Below are 16,350 nucleotides of genomic sequence, written 5' to 3'. Positions count from 1 at the left end.
GTCTGCGTAGACAGATCAACCTGCACGCTGGCGGCAGCATCCACCTGTTGCACCGCACGGGTGACGGCAGACACACAATGGCCGCAGCTCATACCTTCCACAGAAAACGTCGTCATGGTTCTGGCTCCTGAATCGAAAGAAAAGAAGGGAGAGGAAGTCACGGGCGCAGTATGAACCTTCCCACCGTGGGAAGCGCAAGCGTAAGATGAGGGCTTGACCTTGCCAAGCTGGGAAGGTCTAGGCTGATGCCATTCTCCCTGAAATGGACGCTTCCATGACTGCCGCCAGCCCCGTCGCCAACCTCGACGACGCTTCAACTGACCTCGATATCAGCGGGATGACCTGCGCCGCCTGCGCAGGCCGGGTTGAGCGTGCCCTGCGCGCCGTGCCCGGCGTGACCGAAGCCAGTGTGAACCTCGCTACCGAACGCGCTCGCGTCCATGGCGGGGCGACCGGTGATGCGCTGGTTGCTGCCGTGACGGCTGCCGGCTACGAGGCACGTGTCGCGGCAGACGAAACCGCCGCGCCCGTCGCCACCGAAACGGATTTCTGGGACGGCGCCGGCCCCGTGTGGATTGCCGCCGTGCTGTCGGTACCGCTGGTGCTGCCGATGATTGCCGGCTGGCTCGGCAGTGATTGGATGCTGCCCGCGTGGGCGCAATGGCTGCTGGCGACGCCGGTGCAGTTTGTGATCGGCGCGCGTTTCTACAAGTCGGGTTGGAAGGCCGCGCGTGCGGGGGCCGGCAATATGGACTTGCTGGTCGCGCTGGGTACGTCGGCGGCGTATGGCCTGTCGCTGTGGCTGTGGTGGCGTGCCGGTGCGGATGAGATGCCGCATTTGTACTTCGAGAGCGCCGCCGTAGTCATCACCCTGGTGCGCTTGGGCAAGTGGCTGGAAGTGCGCGCCAAGCGCCAAACGGCACAAGCCATCCGCGCCCTGCAGGCGCTGCGCCCGGACACCGCCCGCGTGCGCGGCGCCGATGGCACGCTGCACGACACGCCCGTTGCCCGTGTGCGTGTGGGCGACGTGGTGTCGGTGCGCGCCGGAGAGCGCATTCCGGTCGATGCGGTGGTGCTCGAAGGCGCCAGCCACGTCGATGAATCCATGCTGACCGGCGAGAGCCTGCCAAGCCCCAAGCGCGAAGGCGATCGTGTCACCGCTGGCGCCATCGCCACCGACGGCGTGCTGCTGGTGCGCACCACGGCCATCGGCGCGGATACCATGCTCTCGCGCATCATTCGCCTGGTCGAAGACGCGCAGGCCGCCAAGCCGCCGATCCAGCAACTGGTCGATCGTGTGAGCGCGATCTTCGTGCCGGCGGTGTTGGTGGCGGCGTTGCTCACGCTGGCCGGTTGGGCGATCGCCGGGGCCGAGTGGGAGACGGCCATTGTCAACGCGGTGGCGGTGCTGGTGATTGCCTGCCCGTGTGCGCTCGGTTTGGCGACGCCGTCGGCCATCATGGCGGGCACCGGTGCGGGCGCACGGCGCGGCATCCTGATTGCCGATGCACAGGCGCTAGAGCGTGCGCAGCAAGTGGACTTCGTCGTCTTCGACAAGACCGGCACGCTCACCGTCGGCCAGCCGCGCGTGACGGCAGTCGAAGCTGCACCCGGTGTGGATACCGATACGTTGCTCGATCAACTTGCTGCGTTGCAAGCCGAGAACACCCACCCACTCGCACATGCCACGCGTGAGTATGCGGTGGAGCAAGGCCGCGCGAAAGGTCGCACAATCGCGCCCGCGCAATCGCCCGAAGTGCTGGCTGGACGCGGCACGCGCGGCATCGTGAACGGTGCGTCGCTGCAACTCGGCAACGCGCGTTGGATGAGTGAGCTGGAGCTCGACCGCAGCACACTGCAAGCGCGTGCAGATGCGCTGGAAGCCCAGGGCAACACCGTGTCGTGGCTCGCACAAAGCACCGAAGGTGGTGTGCAACTGCGTGGCCTGATTGCCTTTGGCGATGCGCTCAAGCCCGGTGCCAAGGAAGCGGTCGCTGCGCTGCAGGCACGTGGCGTTCGCACGGCACTCGTCACCGGTGACAACGCGGGCGCTGCGCGCACGGTTGCGGATGCACTCGGCATTGACGAGGTGGCCGCGCAAGTGCTGCCGCACGACAAGGCCGCGCGCGTGATGGCCTGGCAGCAGAGCGGCCACGTGGTGGCGATGGTGGGTGATGGCATCAACGATGCGCCCGCGCTGGCTGCGGCCGATGTCGGCATCGCCATGGCCACCGGCACGGACGTTGCCATGCAGGCCGCTGGCATCACGCTCATGCGGGGCGAGCCGCGCCTGGTGAGTGATGCGCTCGACCTCTCGCGCCGCACCGTCGCCAAGATCCGCCAGAACCTGTTCTGGGCATTCATCTATAACGTGGTGGGCATTCCGCTGGCAGCCTTTGGCCTGCTGAGTCCCACCTTTGCCGGCGCGGCGATGGCGTTCTCCAGCGTGAGCGTCGTGACCAACGCGCTGATGCTGCGCCGCTGGCAAGCCTCCGGAGACCGCGCATGACCCAAACCGATCTCAACGCAACCCAAGCCCCCGTCAACATTGGCGAGGCCGCCAAGGCGAGCGGCGTCTCGGCCAAGATGATCCGCTACTACGAGAGCATCGGTCTGCTGCCGCCCAGCCCGCGCACCGAGGGCAACTACCGCATGTACGACGCGCGGGCGCTGCACGTGCTGCGGTTTATCCACAGGTCGCGCTCGCTCGGGTTCGCGCTGGAGGAGATTCGCACGCTGCTCTCGCTCTGGCATGACCGCGAGCGCGCCAGCGCCGACGTGAAGGCCATCACCATGCGCCACGTGGCCGACCTCGACGCACGCATCCGCGAGCTGCAAGGCATGCGCGACACACTGATGACGCTGGCCAACGCCTGCCACGGCGACGACCGGCCCGACTGCCCGATCCTCGAGGGCGTGGCTGGCGAGACTGGTGACAAGGGCGCCTGCTGCCACTGAGGGGGCCCTCGATTGGGCGGGGCGGCGTCTATGCCACAATCCGGCAACCCAACGAGGAGACGCCAATGACGCAAGCCCACGCAGAGGTCAACGCGGTTGAAAGCCGCCAGCGCATGAAGGACCATACCGAGTTGCTGGTCCGCACCTGGCTACCAGCACCCGAGACCGGCGCACCACGCGGCACCGTCATCCTCGTCCACGGCATGGCTGAACACAGCGGGCGTTATCCCCATGTCGCCAAGGTGCTCACTGATCTTGGCCTGCGCGTGCGGGCCTTTGATTTGCGCGGCCACGGCAAGAGCGGCGGCCCGCGCATGGCGCTCGACGCGCAAGACAACTACCTCACCGACCTCGCAGAAATCATCGACGCGGCCGTCGCCGAATGGCACGAGATGCCGTTTGTGCTGGGCCACAGCATGGGCGGGCTGATCGTTGCGCGCTTCACCACGGCGCGTATCCGGCCGGTGCGTGGCGTGCTGCTGTCATCGCCCGCGTTGCGCGTGAAGCTGCCGCCGGGCGCGGGCATCGTGCGCGGCATTCTTTCTGCACTGGCACCGCGGTTGGCCGTGCCCAATCCGGTGGACCCAGCCAAGCTCTCGCATGACCCGAGCGTTGGCCCTGCCTACCGTGCCGACCCGCTGGTGCAGAGCACGATCAGTGCGTCATTGCTCGAATTCATGCTCAATGCGATTACGCAGGCGCAGCAGGATGCACCTCGTTTAGAAGCGCCGATGCTGCTGATGGCGGGGGGTTCTGATTCGATTGTTGATCCGTCGGGCAGTCGGGATTTTTATGCGAATGCGCCGGAAGAGTTGCGCACGCTGGCGTGGTTTGATTCGGGGTACCACGAGATTTTCAATGAGGCTGAGCCGTTGCGTGGTGAGGTGTTTGGGAAGATGACGGCGTGGTTGGCTGACAGAGTTTGATGTGGGTTGTATGAGCAGAGCAAACGTATGAAGGAAATCTGGAAGATTTTGCCCAGCTATTGAGGGGATTTGCCAGCGCAAATCACAGGGGATATATATTTAATTTAAATAAATTAAATGTAGATATTGGGGTCGAAGGAATTTCATTGGGCTACTCTGATTTGCATATTTTTGTTGTTAAGCGGGTTACGCGATAGTAGTTTGAAAAGGGAACAAGGCTTGGGAGGGCTGCAAATACAAATTTTTCTGATTCCAACTTGGCAACCTCATACTCAACTGCTTTGTGGCGCAAGGAATCAAGTGATGCAATAAGGGGATTCCAAACTTGGTTATTAAAAACCACAGGTGGAGTAATCGGAGTGTCGGCGGTCCATGGCGGAGTCGGAAAGGTGAGCATGAGAAATTGATTTGCTACAAGCGTTATAAGATCGCTTGCTTGTTGGGTAGGGGTGTTGATCTTTCCTGAAGAATCATAGCTGCTTGTGCCCCAAACATACTGGGTATAGTAGTTGCCGTTTTGTTCGCGTAGCTCAGTAGAGAAATTCAGGTATAAAAGAGGAAGCCTAGCATTTAGGTGCCAATTTAATGGGTGTGCGGGGTCTTCCGCATTCTTATCGGATGCTGCTAGCTTTTTTATTGCTTCGACGGAAAGTTTTGTGGATGTATCTCTTTCGGCGGCTATCTGGCGGTCATAACCTTTGCCGGTCGAGTCGTATATATTCTTAATTTCAGGAAGATGAGCGCAGAGTAAAACCCCGATTGGGCATCCACTTAAATCATTGTACTGTACGTTGCGGTCTAGATCGAAGTTGCCGGTGATTTCACCAGTGTTGGGAGTGAAAGGGCCGCTGAAAATATGGGAGACTATTTTGTAGTCGTATGCTTCTTTAGGCTCCACGAGTTTGTTTAGGCCGGAAATTGTTATTTGCCTAATTTTTTCCCGGGCAGGTTTTTCGATATGTATATAAGTTTTGATGAAGTTGTGTCCGGAGAGCTCTGCCGTATCGAACGGGATCGAAACATTGGCTGGCAAAACTTGGTCTGAGATGATAGACCGCAGCGCGTTGATAATGACATCAGCATCGGAGGTGATGTACTCCCCCCCGCCCGCTACGTAGTTGGCTGGACTTGCCACACCAATCGTCCCGAAGCTTCCAGGGGTGACCTCTGGGTTCGTGTACAGAAGGCGATGAGAAGCGTTGGCGTACAGGTTGCCTTGGGAGTGGGCTACCAGCAAGACTCGCCTGCCGTTATCAAGGATGTCTCGCGTGTAGTCCGTCACATGGGTGGTAACTCGGCCATCAATGTAGCTGTTCTCCGCTTCCCACTTCTTCTTGAGTTCTGCTGTGGACTCGTTCTCCGTTTTGACAATTAAATCCAGGATGAACTTTGCGAGTTCAGGCGATAGACCTTCGATCAACCCTAAAGACGCGCGCACGAGCAATTCCCAAGAGAGGCTGGGGTTCTCAGCAAGCTTCTGTTGGAAAACGCGTGAAAGGTCGTCTATGAAACCACCCGTAGGATTGATTGCATTTGAGTAGCTGATGGGGACGCCGTTAAAGCGGGTGCCGATCATATTTGAAAGCTCTCGCCGGCTTGCTTCCCAGTCCTCTGGCACGTTTCGGATTCCGTTACCAAAGTAGATGCGATAACGCGATTCGCATTTTGTTTCTACTTGAGCGCTTGTAGGGGACGGAAGCATTGCGAGAGCTAGACTGCATGTCATCGAGAGGGTAGTTGTTCTCAGTCGCATGGTTTGTCTCCCGCGTAGGCATCGACTGTTTGACCTGCAAGATTGTCTTGCGCCCTTGTAGAGGCATTGAGGCGCTCTCGGGTATTGAGGAACATCGCGAGAACATCCTTGGTCGCGTCAAGCCAACCGGCACCCAGCCGACTCTGCGTACATGCAAAGGCACGCCAAAGATCTTGCGCAGCGGCGTGGGCTTTCTCTGGTGTGGTAGCAGTCAAGATGAAGTTCTGACGTGCCTTGGCGTACTGCATCATTGCGGCCCGTTGTGCGGGGTCCGGGTACTTTTTCTCGATGTAGCGTTCGATGTCGTCCCGTACGCCATTCTTATTGGCGTCGATTCCAGCGACGGACGCATCGAAGTCAGTGGATTTCACGCCGGGGCGACCGGCCTGGTTTTCGACCGCACCAACCTGTGGATTCAGGCGTGACCCGTTGTTGTTCTGGGTATAGCCGGATGTCGCAGATGTGTTGCCCGTTGTTGAGTCGGCCGCCGATTTCTGGGCATCGCTCTCACTTGTGTATGAGAACGACCACCAAGCCGCGGCAACCGAGCACACGGCAACCGCGGCAAAGATTTTCGCCTTCACGTCTCCCCCTTTGGCAGGGCATATGGCTCATACCCCGCGCTGGACGTTTATTTAGGTGCGTTCCAGAAACCTAGGAAGGGAAGCAAGCTTGTGCAAGTCAGGTGTGTGATCTTTTGCTTAGTATTGACTTACGTTGGGCGCGGCATTGGCGCCGCGCCATAACCGGGGCCTTAATTCGCCGCCGGCTTTACATCGATGTTGTCCTGCAGGCCCAGCGCTTCATCTGCCAACGTCTCAGCAGCAACGCGGCAAAGTGCAAGAAGGTCGGAGACTGTGTTCGGGCGAAGAATGCTCGAACCGTCTGCATCGTTGTTTGCAACTAGCCTCAAAACTGTGCCGATGCCGCGAGCGACAGTCTCAGTCGTGTCGCATAGGCGCAGGAGCGATTGTGTGTCCTGCGTATTGAGAGGCTCGATGGAGCCGTAGAGTGGGAATGGTGAAAAGCCAGAGATCGCGTGATCAAGAAGAGGGAGGTCTTGGCTTACCGGTGGGGGTGTGACGCGCAGATGGGTCATGTCTAACTCCTTGAGAAGTTTAGACCCGCGCCCCGCTGCTAAACGGGGTGGGCGGGCACAAGTCAGGGTTAGCAGACCGACTCAAGGACCGGCAGGACCGAAGTCCTCCCTGTCAAGGCCCGCCCGTATGGGCGAACGCGAACGGAACACCAATCGGCATGATTGGTGCCCGCCTTGAGTCGTCGGCTGCTAAACCGATCGTCGCTGTTTACGACGCGCAGAGTATAGCCCGCGAGGCTGGTATCAACGCCACGCTATGGGCTAGAAAACAGTCCGCCACAAATCCCCCCAATCCCGTGCAAAATGACCCTTCACCATCTTGGGCGCGCCCTTCTTTGGCAAGACAAAGAAAGTGAGTCAGCCCCGGCAGGGGATGAAACAAGGGATGCACCACAAGAACAAGAACAAAAAACAGAACCCAAAACCCAGCAACACCAAAGAGAAAAAGCACGGAGACATGGAAACCTACGACTACATCATCATCGGCGCAGGCTCCGCGGGCTGCGTCCTCGCCAACCGTCTGACGCAAGACCCCGACGTCTCTGTGCTGCTGCTGGAGGCCGGCGGCAAAGACGATTACCACTGGATTCACATCCCCGTCGGCTATCTGTATTGCATTGGCAACCCACGCACCGATTGGCTTTACCGCACACGCGAAGAACCCGGCCTGAACGGTCGCTCACTCGGTTACCCGCGCGGCCGCGTGCTGGGCGGCTGCTCATCCATCAACGGGATGATCTACATGCGCGGCCAGCGCGAAGACTACGACGGCTGGGCTGCCGCAACCGGCGATGCTTCGTGGAAGTGGGACGCTGTGCTGTCGCTCTTCAAGGCGAGCGAGAACCACCACGGTGGTGCGAACGAATGGCACGGCGCCAGCGGCGAATGGCGCGTTGAAGCGCAACGTCTGCAGTGGCAAGTGTTGGAGACCTTCATCGAGGCAGCCGTGCAGGCGGGCATCCCCCGCACGAGCGACTTCAACCGTGGGGATAACTTCGGCGTTGGCTATTTCGAGGTCAACCAGAAACACGGTATCCGCTGGAATACCGCCAAGGGTTTTCTGCGGCCAGCATCGCAACGGCACAATCTGACCATCGTGACCGGCGCCCAAGTGCGCGCGCTCACGTTTGATGGCAAGCGCTGCACAGGTGTGGCGTATCGCGGGGCAGGGCAGGACTACACGGTGGCCGCGCGCGAAGAGGTGATCCTCTCGGCCGGGGCGATCAACTCGCCGCAGTTGCTGGAGCTGGCAGGCATCGGTCAGCCGGAGCGGCTGCAGGCGCTGGGCATCAACGTGCGTCAGGCGTTGCCCGGCGTGGGTGAGAACCTGCAAGACCATCTGCAACTGCGCTGCGTGGTCAAGGTGCATGGCGTGCCGACGCTCAACACGCGTGCCGCCAACTGGTGGGGCAAGGCGCTGATCGGCATGGAATACGCGTTCAACCGCAGCGGCCCGATGAGCATGGCGCCGTCGCAGTTGGGGGTGTTTGCGCGCTCGAATCCGCAAGTGGCGCGGCCGGATGTGGAATACCACGTGCAGCCGCTCTCGCTCGACAAGTTTGGTGACCCGCTGCACGCGTTCAACGCATTCACCGCCAGCGTGTGCAACTTGCGACCGACTTCGCGCGGCTCGGTGCATCTCACCTCGGCGGATCCGTTTGCGGCGCCGACCATCGCGCCCAACTATCTGTCGACGGAGGAGGACCGCAAGGTCGCGGCCGATTCGCTGCGCCTGACGCGCCGCATCGTTGCGCAGCCGGCTCTGGCGAAGTACCGGCCGGAGGAATACCTGCCCGGCCCCAACTATCAGACCGACGACGACCTCGCGCGCGCCGCCGGGGACATCGGCACGACCATCTTCCACCCGGTCGGCACCTGCCGCATGGGCCGGGCGGATGACGCGGGCGCGGTGGTCGATGCGCAGTTGCGCGTGCATGGCATTGACGGCCTGCGTGTGGTGGATGCGTCGATCATGCCGACCATCACCTCGGGCAATACCAACTCGCCGACGATCATGATTGCCGAGAAGGCCGGCGAGATGATTCGAGCGGCACGCAAGGCGCGTGCACGCGGCGAGGTGGTGGCGGCCTGACGCCGGTTTGCGGGGCGATGACACGGGCGTGACACGCGCCCATGTCATATCGATAGGCAATCGGTATTGCTCCGATACGTAACTCTACGTAACCCCCATCGGAAAACCGCAAAGCCAATGCCGGTGCGGGTTTATGGGCCGTAAGCGACGCGTAATCGTCTTGGTACAAACCCCGATGTTTTGCGACGCAACAGCCGTTGACAATCGTTCGCACCAAAAAAGAGGCGGGAGACAAGAGGGGATCATGGCGCAGGACATCATTCTCGAAACGCGCGGACTGACTAAAGCCTTCAAGGGCTTTACCGCCGTGTCCGACGTCAACCTGCGCGTGCAGCGCGGGTCGATCCATGCGCTTATCGGCCCGAACGGTGCCGGCAAGACGACCTGCTTCAACCTGCTGACCAAATTCCTGGTGCCCACGCGCGGCACCATTCTGTTCAACGGCGTCGACATCACATCGGAAAAGCCGGCACAGATTGCACGTCGTGGCGTGATCCGCTCGTTCCAGATCTCTGCCGTGTTTCCGCACCTGACGGTGATGGAAAACGTTCGCGTGGGGCTGCAGCGCCAGCTCGGTACGGCGTATGCATTCTGGCGCAGCGAGCAATCGTTGAATGTGCTCAATGAACGTGCGATGGCACTGCTCGAACAGGTGGGTCTGACACAGTTCGCGCATACCGTGACGGTGGAGCTGCCCTACGGCCGCAAGCGCGCGCTGGAGATTGCCACCACGCTGGCGATGGAGCCCGAGCTGATGCTGCTCGACGAGCCCACGCAGGGCATGGGCCACGAAGACGTGGACCGCGTGACGGAGCTGATCAAGCGTGTCTCCGAAGGCCGCACGATTCTGATGGTGGAGCACAACATGAACGTGGTGTCCTCCATCGCCGACAAGATCACAGTGCTGCAGCGCGGTCAGATCCTGGCCGAAGGCCCGTACGAAGATGTCTCGAAGAACCCGCAGGTGATGGAAGCCTATATGGGCACCGTCGATGCGGCGCTGGAAGGCCACTGACCGGCCGAATCGATCATCCGCCGATCAGTCGACACGGCCGCGTGCCGTGGCATGAACGCTAAGCGAAACGCTAGACCCGAACACACGAGAACACTGCATGAGCACGCCCGCGCTCCAGATCAAGGACCTGCACGCCTGGTACGGCGAATCGCACATCCTGCATGGTGTCGACCTGACCGTGAACCGCGGCGAGGTCGTCACGCTGCTCGGCCGCAATGGCGCGGGCCGCACCACCACGCTGCGCGCCATCATGGGCCTGGTGGGCACGCGCCGTGGCTCGATCGTCGTGCATGACGCGAGCGGCCAGGGTGTCGAGACCATCGACTTGCCCACGCACAAGATCGCCCACTGCGGCATCGGCTACTGCCCGGAAGAGCGCGGCATCTTCTCCAGCCTGTCGTGCGAAGAGAACCTGATGCTGCCGCCGGTGCTCAAGGACCAGGTGGCAAAGAGCGGCAATGCGGGCATGAGCGTGGACGAGATCTACGAGATGTTCCCCAACCTGAAGGAGCGCCGCCAGAGCCAGGGCACGCGCCTGTCGGGCGGCGAGCAGCAGATGCTGGCGGTCGGGCGCATCCTGCGTACCGGCGCGAACTTGCTGCTGCTCGATGAGATTTCCGAAGGGCTGGCCCCGGTGATCGTGCAGGCGCTGGCCCGCATGATCCTGATGCTCAAGAAGCGCGGCTACACGGTGGTGATGGTGGAGCAGAACTTCCGCTTTGCCGCACCGCTGGCCGATCGCTTTTATGTGATGGAACACGGCAGCATCGTCGAGCGTTTCGAGGCGGCGCAGTTGCAGGACAAGATGCCCGTGCTGCACGAACTGCTTGGCGTCTAAAGCGTTGTCGATATCAATTTGCTTCACCACCGCGCGACGCGTCACAAGCGATGCGCGCACTACAGGAGACAAGACCATGACACTCAAGAAGCTGGCTGGTGCACTGATGGCGGTAGGACTGGGGGCGGCGGCGGGTTTTGCGCCGCTGAGCGCGCATGCCCAGGTGAGCGGCGACAAGGTGAAGATCGGTTTCATCACCGATCTCTCCGGCCTGTATGCCGACATCGACGGACAAGGCGGCGTCGAGGCGGTCAAGATGGCCATTGAAGACGCGGGCGGCAAGGTGCTCGGCAAGCCGATCGAGCTGGTCACGGCGGACCACCAGAACAAGGCCGACATCGCTGCCTCCAAGGCGCGTGAGTGGATGGACCAGCAAGGTCTGGACATGCTGCTGGGCGGCACCAACTCCGCCACCTCGCTGGCCATGGCCAAGGTGGCTGCCGAGAAGAAGCGTACGTTCATCTCCATCGGTGCCGGCACGGCGCGCCTGACCAACGAGGAATGTACGCCGTACACGATTCACTATGCGTATGACACGGTGGCCCTGGCCAAGGGCACCGGCAGCGCGGTGGTCAAGCAGGGCGGCAAGTCGTGGTTCTTCCTGACCGCCGACTATGCTTTCGGCCACTCGCTGGAGAACGACACCGCAGCCGTGGTCAAGGCCAACGGCGGCACGGTGGTGGGCTCGGTCAAGCACCCGCTGTCGGCATCGGATTTCTCGTCGTACCTGCTGCAGGCGCAGTCGTCCAAGGCGCAGATACTGGGCCTGGCCAACGCCGGTGGTGACACGATCAACTCGATCAAGGCGGCCAAGGAATTCGGCATCACCAAGACGATGAAGATCGCCGGCCTGCTGATGTTCATCAATGACGTGCACAGCCTGGGCCTGCAAACGGCCGAAGGCCTGCTGATGACCGACAGCTGGTACTGGGACATGAACGACGCCACGCGCAAGTTCGCCAACCGCTACTTCATGAAGATGAAGAAGATGCCGAGCAGCCTGCAGGCTGCTGACTATTCGGCGGTGTCGAATTACATCAAGGCAGTGGCCGCCGCCGGCACGGATGATCCGGACAAGGTGATCGCCCAGCTCAAGAAGACCAAGCTGGACGATTTCTATGCCAAGGGCACGATCCGCGCCGATGGCCGTTACGTGCACGACATGTACCTGATGCAGGTGAAGACCCCGGCCGAATCGAAGAAGCCGTGGGACTACATGAAGATCGTCACGGATATCCCGGGTGACCAGGCCTTCACCACGCCGGCCGAGTCGAAGTGCTCGCTGATGAAGAAGTAAGCAGGTAAGCAATCCGGCGCCGCTGCCCGCGTGGGTGGTGGCGCCTTCAGCGTTGTTGCATTGTTGGTGTGATGTCCTCTTACTGACCGCGATGGAAATCTTCGGCGTTCCGCTACCGGCCATGCTCAGCCAGCTGCTGCTGGGTCTGGTCAACGGTTCCTTCTATGCGATGTTGAGCCTGGGCCTTGCGGTCATCTTCGGGCTGCTCAACGTCATCAATTTCGCGCACGGCGCGCTGTTCATGCTGGGCGCGGTGCTCACGTGGATGGGCTTCTCGTACCTCGGCCTGCCGTACTGGTTGATGCTGGTGCTCTCACCGCTGGCGATCGGCGTGCTGGGGATGGTGATCGAGCGCACGCTGCTGCGCTTCATCTACAAGCTCGACCACCTGTACGGCCTGCTGCTCACGCTGGGCGTGACGCTGGTGATCGAGGGTGTGTTCCGTGCCATCTACGGTGTGTCGGGGCTGCCGTATGACACGCCCGAGCTGCTGCAGGGTGCGACCGACCTTGGCTTCATGATGCTGCCCAACTACCGCGCGTGGGTGGTGGTGGCCTCACTGGCGGTGTGCTTCGCCACGTGGTTCATGATCGAGAAGACCAAGCTGGGTGCGTACCTGCGCGCCGGCACCGAGAACCCGAAGCTGGTGGAAGCCTTTGGTGTGAACGTGCCGCTCATGGTCACGCTCACCTACGGCTTTGGCGTGGCGCTGGCGGCCTTTGCGGGCGTGCTGGCGGCACCCGTCATCCAGATCTCGCCGCTGATGGGGCAGAGCATGATCATCACCGTGTTTGCCGTGGTGGTGATCGGCGGCATGGGGTCGATCATGGGTTCCATCCTCACCGGCCTCGGCCTGGGGGTGATCGAAGGGCTGACCAAGGTGTTCTATCCACAGGCGTCGGCCACGGTGGTGTTCGTGATCATGGTGCTGGTGCTGCTGGTGCGTCCGGCCGGCCTGTTCGGTAAAGAGAAATAAAGCGAAGCGGCACGATGCAAAACTCTTCTTCCCTCAAATACGTCCTGTACGGCCTGCTGCTGGTGGCGCTGATTGCGGCGCCGCTGGTGGGAGCGTACCCGGTGTTCGTCGCCAAGCTGCTGTGCTTTGCGCTGTTTGCGTCGGCGTTCAATCTGCTGCTGGGCTACACGGGGCTGCTGTCGTTCGGGCACGCGGCGTTCTTTGGTGGCGCGGGCTACGTGGCCGGCTACATGATGCGCGATCTCAACGTCACGCCCGAACTTGGCTTGCTGGCCGGCACGGCAGCAGGCGCCTTCATCGGTCTGATCGTGGGCCTGCTGGCCATCCGCCGCCAGGGCATCTACTTCGCGATGATCACGCTGGCGCTGGCGCAAATGCTGTACTTCTTCTGCCTGCAGGTGCCGTTCACGGGCGGCGAAGACGGCCTGCAAGGCGTGCCGCGCGGCAAGCTGTTCGGCATGCTGGATCTGTCTTCCGACCTGACGCTGTACTACGTGGTGCTGGCGATCGTCGCGTTGGCCTTCTTGCTGATCGTGCGGACGATCCACTCGCCGTTCGGGCAAATCCTCAAGGCCATCAAGGAGAACGAGCCGCGTGCCATCTCCCTCGGCTACGACACCGACCGCTTCAAGCTGCTGGCCTTCGTGCTGTCAGCGGCGCTGACCGGGCTGGCTGGCTCGCTCAAGACGCTGGTGCTCGGCTTTGAGACGCTGACGGACGTGCACTGGTCGATGTCAGGCTCGGTGATCCTGATGACGCTGGTGGGTGGCCTGGGCATCCTGTCGGGCCCGATCCTGGGCGCGGCACTGGTGATTGCGCTGGAAAACAAGCTGGGCGACATCGGTACCTTCTTGGCGGGCGCCACCGGTTTCGACGGGTTCAATGTGCTGGGCGAATCGGTCACGACGGTCACGGGTGCGATTTTCGTGATCTGCGTGCTGACCTTCCGCCGCGGCATCATGGGTGAAATTGCTGCACGACTACCTTGGCTGCGGCGCTAGGGTCACAATGGCCGCAAATGGCGTCGCATCCCCCCCGAAAGGGTGATCTTGGTGCCTATTTGGTGCTTAGTGCACCGTAAGGGTTTGCTCTAGTTGTTGCGTTGCGGTGCATTCTTTACAGTCTCGTTACGGTTTTCGCACGAGATAAATGAGGCGGGAGCGAGGAGACGACAGCACACACCGCACGAAACGGTGGAGATGCTAAATAAAATAGAGGCCCTGCCAGGCGATCCCCGGCAGGGCCTTTTAGTTTGTGCCTTCAGTGCGCGGCGCTCGCCGCCAGCAGGGCCCGGCCCCGGGCGCTGACGGTTACCAAACGCGTGTCGGGCAAGCAATCCACTAGCCCATCAATGCACGCATCTTCCCAGATCGACAAACGTGGACATGACGTCCGCCACGTCTCCAAGACCTCCGCATACGGCCTGGGCCGCTCGGCCAGTGACTGCAGCAATTGCAGGGTGAGGGCACGGGTGGGGTCGGTCATGGTGGGCTCCGTTTTCGGGTTATCCACATATCCACATGCCCACAGTCTCGTCGGCGCTGGCGCACAAGAGAAATGCATTCGGAGTCGACGTCTATGCGCGCACTGCATGACAATGGCGCCTTCGCCTTGAGTCCCCATGACCCTGTCCACCCGCCTTGCCACGCTGGATGACCGGCCACGCCTGTTGGCCGCCATCGCATCGAGCGCCTCGCCGCTGCAATTGGCGCATGCCGTCGATACGCTGCTGGCTCACCCGAGCGTGCATCCGTGCTTCCTTGTCGAGGAAGACGGGGCATTGCTTGGCGTCACACCGGTCACGCTGGTGCCACACTTGGCGCTCGGTGGGTTGGTGGCGTGGCTGCCGGTCGGCGTGATGCTGTTTTCCGATGACGTGGCCACGCGTGATGCCGCCTTGGCCGCCGTCAATGAGTACGCCCGCGCACATGGCATACTCCACGTCCTGCTGCCGCCCGCGGCGCTTGCCGCGTATGACGCCACCGCGCTCGGCTTTGCAGCGGATGCGACCGGTTGCTGGCGCCGCAGCGCGCGTCCGTCGCCCAAATCGCTGGGCTAGTCCTTCCCGCTCATTCGCCTGTTTCTGTTTCCCCGATGGAATTCGCTTTGCTCGCCTTGGCCGGCTTTCTGGCTGGCCTGATCGATGCCGTGGCCGGTGGCGGCGGCCTGGTGCAGATTCCCGCGCTGTTTTCGGCATACCCGAACATTGCGCCGGCCACGCTGATCGGCACCAACAAGGTCGCGTCGATGTCGGGCACGGCCACGGCGGCGGTGCGCTACGGCCGCACGGTGCGCATCTACTGGGGTGCGACGGCGCCGGCGGTGGTCACGGCATTTGGGTTCTCGCTGCTTGGCGCGTGGGCGCTCATGCACATCCCCGCCGAACCGCTGCGCCGCGCGCTGCCGTTTGTGCTGGCGGTGCTGCTGATCTACACGGTGGCGAAAAAGAACCTCGGCGCCGATCACGCCCCCAGCCTCACCGGCTGGCGCGAGCGTGCGGCGGCGCTACTGGCCGGCGCTGTCATCGGTTTCTACGATGGTGTGTTTGGTCCCGGCACCGGCAGCTTCCTGATGATCGTGTTCGTGCGCGCGTTCGGCTACGACTTCCTGCATGCCTCGGCGTCCACCAAGATCGTCAACCTGGCGACCAATGTGGCGGCGTTGCTGCTGCTAGCGTCCAAGGGCCACGTGTGGTGGCAGCTGGGCCTGGTGATGGCGGTGGCCAACGTGGCCGGCAACCAGGTCGGCAGCCACCTTGCGCTGCGGCACGGCAGCCGCTTCGTGCGCAAGGTGTTCATCGTGGTGGTGCTGGCGCTGATTTTGAAGACGGCTTACGACGCGTTCATCCGCTGAGGCTTACCCACCCAGCTGCGTGTCGAGCGCCACGGTGCGCTCGGTGATGACATCGCCCGTGTGCTGCGTGGTGACGGTTTCGATGAGCATGATGCCGCATTCCTCGTCGGCGACGGGGCAGTGGCGCACGCCGCGCGGCACCACGCAGAACTCGCCGGGGCCGAGGTGCACGTCGTCGCGGTCTTCGAAGGCGATCTTCAGGCGGCCGTAGACCACGAAGAACAGCTCATCCTCATTCGGGTGGTCGTGCCAGACGAATTCGCCCTTCAGCTTGGCGACCTTGATGTACTGGTCGTTGACCTGGCCGACGATGCGCGGCGACCAATAGTCCGTTACCTGTTCCAGCGCCTGCGTGACCTGTACGGCGTGTCCTGCGAGCATGATGCACTCCGATGTGTGGGGAGGCCCTGAAGATAAGGGCGTGCACCGCGCATTCCCAACCAAACTTTCTAATCGAGCCGATCACGCAGGCTAATGCGCGAAGCGTTGTCACCGGTTTGACGCACGCGCGCACTAGGCTGCAAGGTTTCGCCTTCTTTTGTG

At 61.8% G+C, this 16,350-nt stretch carries 17 protein-coding genes; 11 read left to right on the top strand and 6 right to left on the bottom strand.

Features of this window, described 5'->3' with window-relative positions:
- Window positions 1–116 (bottom strand): heavy-metal-associated domain-containing protein (locus JHD73_RS21010; protein WP_199032140.1); only part of this gene is annotated, 116 nt, incomplete at its 3' end.
- A gap of 158 nt (window positions 117–274) precedes the next feature.
- Here JHD73_RS21010 and JHD73_RS21005 point away from each other — a divergent pair.
- From JHD73_RS21005 to JHD73_RS20995, 3 genes are all read left to right on the top strand, one after another.
- Window positions 275–2,509, top strand: coding sequence for a cation-translocating P-type ATPase (locus JHD73_RS21005; RefSeq protein ID WP_199032139.1), 2,235 nt, complete (start codon window positions 275–277; stop codon window positions 2,507–2,509).
- Entirely contained in the window at window positions 2,506–2,958 is a 453-nt protein-coding gene (cueR, locus tag JHD73_RS21000) for a Cu(I)-responsive transcriptional regulator (protein ID WP_199032138.1), read from the top strand. The genes JHD73_RS21005 and cueR overlap by 4 nt, the downstream gene beginning before the upstream one ends.
- Before the next feature lie 65 nt (window positions 2,959–3,023).
- A complete protein-coding gene (locus JHD73_RS20995; RefSeq protein ID WP_199032137.1) occupies window positions 3,024–3,884 on the top strand; it encodes an alpha/beta hydrolase in 861 nt (286 codons plus the stop codon).
- Window positions 3,885–4,035: 151 nt separating this feature from the next.
- Here JHD73_RS20995 and JHD73_RS20990 read toward each other — a convergent pair whose 3' ends face one another.
- The 3 genes from JHD73_RS20990 to JHD73_RS20980 form a co-directional block, all read right to left on the bottom strand.
- Complete coding sequence (locus JHD73_RS20990; RefSeq protein ID WP_199032136.1) at window positions 4,036–5,502, bottom strand: hypothetical protein; 1,467 nt, start codon at window positions 5,500–5,502, stop codon at window positions 4,036–4,038.
- Window positions 5,503–5,627: 125 nt separating this feature from the next.
- Window positions 5,628–6,221 carry a hypothetical protein gene (locus tag JHD73_RS20985; protein WP_021197132.1) on the bottom strand — a complete coding sequence of 198 codons (594 nt, stop codon included), beginning with the start codon at window positions 6,219–6,221 and terminating at the stop codon, window positions 5,628–5,630.
- Between the two features lie 170 nt (window positions 6,222–6,391).
- On the bottom strand, window positions 6,392–6,736 hold the full coding sequence (locus tag JHD73_RS20980) for a hypothetical protein (RefSeq protein ID WP_199032135.1): 345 nt from the start codon (window positions 6,734–6,736) through the stop codon (window positions 6,392–6,394).
- Window positions 6,737–7,193: 457 nt separating this feature from the next.
- On the opposite strand from JHD73_RS20980, the gene JHD73_RS20975 reads away from it, so the two are divergent.
- From JHD73_RS20975 to JHD73_RS20950, 6 genes are all read left to right on the top strand, one after another.
- On the top strand, window positions 7,194–8,828 hold the full coding sequence (locus JHD73_RS20975) for a GMC family oxidoreductase (RefSeq protein ID WP_199032134.1): 1,635 nt from the start codon (window positions 7,194–7,196) through the stop codon (window positions 8,826–8,828).
- Window positions 8,829–9,072: 244 nt separating this feature from the next.
- Window positions 9,073–9,843, top strand: a complete 771-nt coding sequence (locus tag JHD73_RS20970) for an ABC transporter ATP-binding protein (RefSeq protein ID WP_199032133.1) — start codon at window positions 9,073–9,075, stop codon at window positions 9,841–9,843.
- Between the two features lie 97 nt (window positions 9,844–9,940).
- Window positions 9,941–10,681 carry an ABC transporter ATP-binding protein gene (locus tag JHD73_RS20965; RefSeq protein ID WP_199032132.1) on the top strand — a complete coding sequence of 247 codons (741 nt, stop codon included), beginning with the start codon at window positions 9,941–9,943 and terminating at the stop codon, window positions 10,679–10,681.
- A gap of 76 nt (window positions 10,682–10,757) precedes the next feature.
- Entirely contained in the window at window positions 10,758–11,978 is a 1,221-nt protein-coding gene (locus JHD73_RS20960) for an ABC transporter substrate-binding protein (RefSeq protein ID WP_199032131.1), read from the top strand.
- A 91-nt stretch (window positions 11,979–12,069) separates the two neighbouring features.
- A complete protein-coding gene (locus JHD73_RS20955; protein WP_199032130.1) occupies window positions 12,070–12,954 on the top strand; it encodes a branched-chain amino acid ABC transporter permease in 885 nt (294 codons plus the stop codon).
- Between the two features lie 14 nt (window positions 12,955–12,968).
- Entirely contained in the window at window positions 12,969–13,955 is a 987-nt protein-coding gene (locus JHD73_RS20950) for a branched-chain amino acid ABC transporter permease (RefSeq protein WP_199032129.1), read from the top strand.
- Between the two features lie 259 nt (window positions 13,956–14,214).
- On the opposite strand, the gene JHD73_RS20945 is transcribed toward JHD73_RS20950, so the two are convergent.
- On the bottom strand, window positions 14,215–14,439 hold the full coding sequence (locus tag JHD73_RS20945; RefSeq protein ID WP_199032128.1) for a hypothetical protein: 225 nt from the start codon (window positions 14,437–14,439) through the stop codon (window positions 14,215–14,217).
- 136 nt (window positions 14,440–14,575) lie between these two features.
- Here JHD73_RS20945 and JHD73_RS20940 point away from each other — a divergent pair, with 136 nt between their 5' ends.
- Window positions 14,576–15,013, top strand: a complete 438-nt coding sequence (locus tag JHD73_RS20940; RefSeq protein WP_199032127.1) for a hypothetical protein — start codon at window positions 14,576–14,578, stop codon at window positions 15,011–15,013.
- A gap of 35 nt (window positions 15,014–15,048) precedes the next feature.
- Window positions 15,049–15,807, top strand: a complete 759-nt coding sequence (locus tag JHD73_RS20935) for a TSUP family transporter (protein ID WP_199032126.1) — start codon at window positions 15,049–15,051, stop codon at window positions 15,805–15,807.
- Between the two features lie 3 nt (window positions 15,808–15,810).
- On the opposite strand, the gene JHD73_RS20930 is transcribed toward JHD73_RS20935, so the two are convergent.
- Window positions 15,811–16,188, bottom strand: a complete 378-nt coding sequence (locus JHD73_RS20930) for a cupin domain-containing protein (protein WP_199032125.1) — start codon at window positions 16,186–16,188, stop codon at window positions 15,811–15,813.
- Between the last annotated feature and the right edge of the window lie 162 nt (window positions 16,189–16,350).

It is taken from the genome of Ralstonia sp. ASV6 (assembly GCF_016429285.1).
GTDB classification, from domain to species: Bacteria; Pseudomonadota; Gammaproteobacteria; order Burkholderiales; family Burkholderiaceae; genus Ralstonia; species Ralstonia flaminis.
The sequence above is the reverse complement of the archived record's forward strand: the minus strand, read 5'-3'. Positions and strand labels throughout refer to the sequence as shown.

What these genes read in the sequence shown, in the direction of transcription:
- JHD73_RS21005 (WP_199032139.1), top strand. Translation starts at nt 275, where the DNA reads ATGACTGCCGCCAGCCCCGTCGCCAACCTCGACGACGCTTCAACTGAC.
- cueR (WP_199032138.1), top strand. Translation starts at nt 2,506, where the DNA reads ATGACCCAAACCGATCTCAACGCAACCCAAGCCCCCGTCAACATTGGC.
- JHD73_RS20995 (WP_199032137.1), top strand. Translation starts at nt 3,024, where the DNA reads ATGACGCAAGCCCACGCAGAGGTCAACGCGGTTGAAAGCCGCCAGCGC.
- JHD73_RS20980 (WP_199032135.1), bottom strand. Translation starts at nt 6,736, where the DNA reads ATGACCCATCTGCGCGTCACACCCCCACCGGTAAGCCAAGACCTCCCT.
- JHD73_RS20975 (WP_199032134.1), top strand. Translation starts at nt 7,194, where the DNA reads ATGGAAACCTACGACTACATCATCATCGGCGCAGGCTCCGCGGGCTGC.
- JHD73_RS20970 (WP_199032133.1), top strand. Translation starts at nt 9,073, where the DNA reads ATGGCGCAGGACATCATTCTCGAAACGCGCGGACTGACTAAAGCCTTC.
- JHD73_RS20965 (WP_199032132.1), top strand. Translation starts at nt 9,941, where the DNA reads ATGAGCACGCCCGCGCTCCAGATCAAGGACCTGCACGCCTGGTACGGC.
- JHD73_RS20960 (WP_199032131.1), top strand. Translation starts at nt 10,758, where the DNA reads ATGACACTCAAGAAGCTGGCTGGTGCACTGATGGCGGTAGGACTGGGG.
- JHD73_RS20955 (WP_199032130.1), top strand. Translation starts at nt 12,070, where the DNA reads ATGGAAATCTTCGGCGTTCCGCTACCGGCCATGCTCAGCCAGCTGCTG.
- JHD73_RS20950 (WP_199032129.1), top strand. Translation starts at nt 12,969, where the DNA reads ATGCAAAACTCTTCTTCCCTCAAATACGTCCTGTACGGCCTGCTGCTG.
- JHD73_RS20945 (WP_199032128.1), bottom strand. Translation starts at nt 14,439, where the DNA reads ATGACCGACCCCACCCGTGCCCTCACCCTGCAATTGCTGCAGTCACTG.
- JHD73_RS20940 (WP_199032127.1), top strand. Translation starts at nt 14,576, where the DNA reads ATGACCCTGTCCACCCGCCTTGCCACGCTGGATGACCGGCCACGCCTG.
- JHD73_RS20935 (WP_199032126.1), top strand. Translation starts at nt 15,049, where the DNA reads ATGGAATTCGCTTTGCTCGCCTTGGCCGGCTTTCTGGCTGGCCTGATC.
- JHD73_RS20930 (WP_199032125.1), bottom strand. Translation starts at nt 16,188, where the DNA reads ATGCTCGCAGGACACGCCGTACAGGTCACGCAGGCGCTGGAACAGGTA.